Source organism: Streptococcus sp. k-378, assembly GCF_013277505.1.
Taxonomy (GTDB): Bacteria; Bacillota; Bacilli; order Lactobacillales; family Streptococcaceae; genus Streptococcus; species Streptococcus pseudopneumoniae.
Window position 1 is genome coordinate 1 of sequence record NZ_VMNC01000065.1, and the last position, 669, is coordinate 669.

Sequence of the window (669 nt, forward strand, 5' to 3'; positions counted from 1 at the left end):
CCAGTTCTCTGAACGAAAAGAAGGAAACTTGTTCTACGATGTTATTTCTCTCGTTACAAATATGACGAGTGGAACAAGCCAAGACCAGTTTCAGCTTTATCGTGGACGTGGTCAAGCCGAGAATTTCATCAAGGAGATGAAGGAGGGATTTTTTGGCGATAAAACGGATAGTTCAACCTTAATCAAAAACGAAGTTCGTATGATGATGAGCTGTATCGCCTACAATCTCTATCTTTTTCTCAAACATCTAGCTGGAGGTGACTTCCAAACTTTAACAATCAAACGCTTCCGCCATCTTTTTCTTCACGTGGTAGGAAAATGTGTTCGAACAGGACGCAAGCAGCTCCTCAAATTGTCTAGTCTCTATGCCTATTCCGAATTGTTTTCAGCACTTTATTCTAGGATTAGAAAAGTCAACCTAAATCTTACTGTTCCTTATGAACCACCTAGAAGAAAAGCGTCGTTAATGATGCATTAAAGAACAGTCGAGATGAAAAAATCGTGTGACGCACCAAGGGAGGAGTCTGCCCTTTTGAGGAAATCTAGCGAGGAAAAACGATACTGGAACAGCAGAAAGTAAAACTGACCTCATAAGGAGGAAGAAAGTGGCTCATGAGGTCAGGGGTTTGGTAAGTTACATCTAGTTGAGAGAGGTATGAATGATTTGGG

1 protein-coding gene is annotated in these 669 nt (G+C 41.1%); it reads left to right on the forward strand.

The window, feature by feature from the left end; translation table 11 throughout:
* The coding region (locus HT719_RS07265) for a transposase (RefSeq protein ID WP_172928711.1) at positions 1-478 on the forward strand (478 nt) is incomplete at its 5' end.
* Positions 479-669 lie beyond the last annotated feature (191 nt).